Annotated in this window: 6 protein-coding genes; all 6 read right to left on the bottom strand. The window is 62.7% G+C overall.

Going from position 1 to position 4,126, the window contains the following annotated elements:
• On the bottom strand, nucleotides 1–688 hold a 688-nt coding region (locus NUV99_12095), incomplete at its 3' end, for a 2-hydroxyacyl-CoA dehydratase family protein (protein MCR4420829.1).
• The gene (locus tag NUV99_12090; GenBank protein ID MCR4420828.1) at nucleotides 689–1,843 is read right to left on the bottom strand and encodes a 2-hydroxyacyl-CoA dehydratase family protein; all 1,155 of its coding nucleotides are present in this window, start codon (nucleotides 1,841–1,843) and stop codon (nucleotides 689–691) included.
• A gap of 77 nt (nucleotides 1,844–1,920) precedes the next feature.
• Nucleotides 1,921–2,358, bottom strand: coding sequence for a hypothetical protein (locus tag NUV99_12085; protein ID MCR4420827.1), 438 nt, complete (start codon nucleotides 2,356–2,358; stop codon nucleotides 1,921–1,923).
• A gap of 307 nt (nucleotides 2,359–2,665) precedes the next feature.
• On the bottom strand, nucleotides 2,666–3,112 hold the full coding sequence (locus NUV99_12080; GenBank protein ID MCR4420826.1) for a hypothetical protein: 447 nt from the start codon (nucleotides 3,110–3,112) through the stop codon (nucleotides 2,666–2,668).
• Between the two features lie 25 nt (nucleotides 3,113–3,137).
• Nucleotides 3,138–3,557 carry a cupin domain-containing protein gene (locus tag NUV99_12075; GenBank protein ID MCR4420825.1) on the bottom strand — a complete coding sequence of 140 codons (420 nt, stop codon included), beginning with the start codon at nucleotides 3,555–3,557 and terminating at the stop codon, nucleotides 3,138–3,140.
• A 29-nt stretch (nucleotides 3,558–3,586) separates the two neighbouring features.
• Nucleotides 3,587–4,063: a hypothetical protein gene (locus tag NUV99_12070; protein MCR4420824.1), complete on the bottom strand. Its 477-nt coding sequence runs from the start codon at nucleotides 4,061–4,063 to the stop codon at nucleotides 3,587–3,589.
• Between the last annotated feature and the right edge of the window lie 63 nt (nucleotides 4,064–4,126).

Raw genomic sequence — 4,126 nt, 5'->3', positions numbered from 1 at the left:
CCAGTTCCCTGCCCCGCCAGGTGACGATGGGGCCCATGTGGATGCAGGCGTCGAAAAAGCTAAAGGGGGCGGGCTTCAGTGCCGCCATTTCCAGGATTTCTTTCCAGAGGCGGCAGGCCTGGTTGGCCAGGTCCATGGCCTCTACCAGCCGGTCCAGAGATAGGCGGCGTCCGGTGTGGTGCTCTAAAAACCCGATGAGTTCTTCAAGCTGGTTTTTGACGTATTGGATTACCGCGCTTTTGGTGTCCGGCAGGGCTAAGGGGACGTCGAGGAGGAAGTAGGGGGCGGAGTGCCAGCGGGCCCCTACTTCAAACCACTTGGTGAGGCTGTTGCATTGGGCGTTGCAGCAGACCACCAGGTCCGGCGGCACCAGTCTTCCCACCGGGTGCTCTACCTTTAGCCAGTCTCCTATCCCGGCGCGGGCATACCCGCATAGGTCCGGGAAGAAGCCCCGTACTTCGGCCTCCTGGGAGTATTCATGGGTGAGTTTGCGGCTGGCCACCAGGGTGCCGAAGTTTTCCGGGTAGTAGGGGAAGAGGTCCAGGGCGACGATGATTTCTACCGGGGAGACGGCGGTGACCCAGACTAGGGGTTGGCCGCTTTTTTTGGCTTCTTCCGCACCGGTGTAGTATTGGTTCATGATTTCTTTGAGGTGGGTTACGCTTTTTAGGGGCGGGCGTTCAGGCATTTATTTCACCCCCAGGATTTCGGCCCAGGCTTCTAGCCGGGTTTTGATCTGCCCCAGAGAACTGCCCTGAAAGTCGGTCTCTACCCGGAGAGAAGGAATGCCCTCCCGCTCTAAGGCTTGATAAAGCTGATAGTAGTCGTAGTTCTCCGGTTCGCAAAAACGTAGGTGCAAAAAGATCACGCCTTGGGCCTTTAGCCGGTGCACCCTTTCCCGGAGGTAGCCGGGCCGGTTGGCCCCGGGTGGGCTAGAATACCCCGTGGGGGGGAGCGTGAGCTGGCGGACGGCCAGCCGCTCCAGAGGGTCGGGTCCTTGGGGGACGGGGTAAAGGTAGCGCTCTCCGTGGTGGAGGTCGTCTCCCACTACTACCAGGCCGGCTTCCTCGAGGAGGTTGAAGAGGGCCGGGGGGGCCAGGGAGCCGGAGAGGAATACCCGGTGGCGACCGTTTGCGGCCGCTTTCGGCCCGGCCTCCGGGGGAGCTTCTTCCTCCAGGCCCAGTTCCCGGGCCAGGGCTAAAAGCCCCGCCAGGAGTTCTTCCTTGGGCAGGAGGGTGGCCGCCCGCAGCACGGCGAATAGCTCTGGGGTGGATAGCCTTTCCGGGTAGCGCCGGTGCCAGTCGTAAAGCCGGGCCAGAAGCTCGCGGCAGCGCCCGTTGAGCTCTATGGCCGCCGCCAGGCTCTCGGGGGTGATCTCCCGGCCGGTGAGGTTTTCCAGGGCGCTCTTTAGCCGCAGTAGTTCCACCCGCACGAATTGCCGGGCGCTGGCACGGCGGGCCTGGTGGGCCAGAAGGTAGGGGTGCACTAAAAGCTTGGGCCGCAGGTGTCCCCAGATGCCGGCTAAAAGCCTCAAGGTGTCGCAGGTATAAGGGAGGATGAGGCCGTCCAGGAAATCCAGCTCGCCCCGCAGCCCCAGCTCCAGGCTACTGCGGGCAAAGGAGCAGGCCCAGACCGGCAGATGGGCGTCGGCCCGGCTCACCGTGGCCTCGGAGCCGACTACCGCTACCGGCAGGGCGCCGGCGGCCATGATCATTTCCTCCGGGACGTCTGCCGGAAGCCAGCCCACCACCGCGCCGCCGGTCTTCTGCTTCCACCTCTTGGCCGCTTCCCAGGGGTGGCGTACGGTATCATAGAATAAGTCCAGAGTGCCTGATGCCGCCACCGTGCGCTAGACCCTCCTTTCGAGAAGGTTAAACTCGACACATAAGAATCGTAGGCGCCGCTTTGCCGAGACCGGGGCTAGCGATAGCGTCGGGTCGCGCCCATGGTAAAATGAAAGATCGGCCGGTCCACCCGCCGCACGATCAAGGGGCAGTGTCTTACCCCGGCGGGGATAAAGACCACAAAGCTACGGGTTAATACGTGCTTTTCGTCTTCCACCCAAAGTTCTATCTCCCCGCCCAGGTCATATGGGTCACGGCGGTCGGTGCCGAAGAAGCCGACCAATTCGTCGAAATCGTGTACATGGGCGTCGGCCTCGGTCTTGCCCGCCGGCGTGGCGGCCCAGAACCAGGCGCACTCATTGTAGAGCGCGCCGGGAATTACCGAGGCATCCAGGTAGATGAGGCAGGTGGAGTTGCCGTTGTCCGCTTCTTCGGTCTCGTGTCGGTAACTGGGCAAGTCGGCCTTGGCCCGGGCGTCCAGGACGAAAAGGTGACCGTACTTCGTGTCGGGCATAAGTTCACCTCCCAGCACACAGACAGGGCTTTGCTTGCCTTCCGGCAGTTCTTGGTCTCCCCTCCTACCGGTCGCTTCGCCAACGGAACTGAGACTCAAGTTTCGCCTTCCGGCGGGCTCCACGCTTAGGCGCCGTCCTTAGCGCCGGTACGGCTTGGGCCATCCAAAGGCCCGGCGCCCACCTCCACCCTCGCACCGGCCAAGTTCGCTGCCTGGCGAGGCTTCAGGCACTCGCGGAAACCAGGGCGGCCGGGAAAAGGCAGGGATAATACGGTTTGCACCGGGTGTACCCGGCCGCTCCGTCCCGCTAGTCTTCCTTCTTCTTGCCTACGTCCTCCTTCCACCCTTCGGCGTAGGAGCCGGCTCCCAACATGATGGCCATCTGCATGTGCGGCCGGCTACACCGCTTCCAGGTTACTGGACCGTGCTTGGTCCCGGCGGGAATGAACAGAGCCGAGGTCCGGTCGAACACCAGAGGCTCACCCTCCACCACAAACTCGATTTTCGCCCCCAGATCTTCCGGATCCTGCGGATTGCTGCCGATGTGGAGCACTATTTCGTCGTAGTCGTGGCTGTGCTCGAAAATGTGAGGGTTGGGGTCGGGCATATCCCAGATCCACCCAACCTCCAGATATAGGTTACACCCGGGAATCAGTTCGTTGCTAACCAGGGTCATGGAAGGGTTGGCCCGGCCGGTAATCTTCAACTTGGGTCCGGCCTCATAAACGGGCTTGGCGATCAGCTTAGCCTTCATAACCTTGGTGCCTCCTTCTTAAAGTTCATTTGGTCAGGGGGCAGGTAGCGAAGAAGAACAGAAGCGGTCGCGCCAGGCCTCGGAAGCTGACGGCGTGCAGCAGGCCTGCAGGCACGTACACCAGGCAGCTCTGGGTCAGAACCTGCCGCTCCTCACCCAGGACCAGTTCCACCTCCCCGCCCAGCTCCCGCACCCGGCCGGGGTCGGTTCCGAAAAACCCCAGTATCTCGTCAAAGTCGTGGGGGTGAGGGGCGATTTCCGGGCCGGGCGGGGTGACCCACCGACACTCCAGCCGCAGGGCTCCGGGAATTAGCTCCTCACCCAGGCCAAGCAGCCGGCCCTCGCCACCCTTCCCTGCGACTCCCAGGGGTGGACTGCCCGGAGGCAGGGGCAGAGCCTTGAATTCGGTGATCAGATGCTTTCGGGTTCGGCTCGAGGAAGACATTCCCGTTCCCCCTTGCCCTGCTTGGTACCCTAGCGGTACTCCCGCCCCGGGCCCAGGGTAAAATGGAACATGGGCCGGTCTATGCGCCGGAAAATGAGCGGACAGTGCTTCATCCCGGCCGGTACCCAGGCCAGGAAGCTGGTGGTCAGTCGGTGGCACTCATCTTCCAACCATAGCTCGATTTCGCCCCCTAGGTCGTAGGGATCTTCGGGGTTGGTACCCAAAAAGGCGATCACCTCGTCGAAGGGATGGGTGTGGGCCTGAAGCTCGCCCAGCCGGTTTTCCCTTCGCGCCGCCTCCAGTTCCTCCGCGGGCATGGGCCAGAACCAGACGCACTCCGAATACATTTTCGCCCCGGGAACCACCTCGCCGTCCAGCCAGACCAGGTGGGTGCGGGGTGGGATGAGGCTGGCTTCCTCCGCCGGACGGTCGGACCGGAAGCCGGGAAGACGCACGTCCGTACGGTAGCGGGTTACGATTAGGTGGCCGTACTTGGACCCTTCCATAGGCGCCTCCTAGCAGACCCCCCCCATGCTGCAGAATGCCGCACCACAGGCAATGAAAAAGGG

The organism is Clostridia bacterium, assembly GCA_024653205.1.
Lineage (GTDB): Bacteria > Bacillota > DSM-521 > Neomoorellales > SLTJ01 > JANLFO01.
Note: the sequence above shows the minus strand (reverse complement) of the source record. Positions and strands in the feature narration are given on the sequence as shown.

Excerpts from the sequence above, each read along its gene's own strand:
- NUV99_12075 (MCR4420825.1), bottom strand. The coding sequence starts at position 3,557 with ATGTCTTCCTCGAGCCGAACCCGAAAGCATCTGATCACCGAATTCAAG.
- NUV99_12070 (MCR4420824.1), bottom strand. The coding sequence starts at position 4,063 with ATGGAAGGGTCCAAGTACGGCCACCTAATCGTAACCCGCTACCGTACG.
- NUV99_12085 (MCR4420827.1), bottom strand. The coding sequence starts at position 2,358 with ATGCCCGACACGAAGTACGGTCACCTTTTCGTCCTGGACGCCCGGGCC.
- NUV99_12080 (MCR4420826.1), bottom strand. The coding sequence starts at position 3,112 with ATGAAGGCTAAGCTGATCGCCAAGCCCGTTTATGAGGCCGGACCCAAG.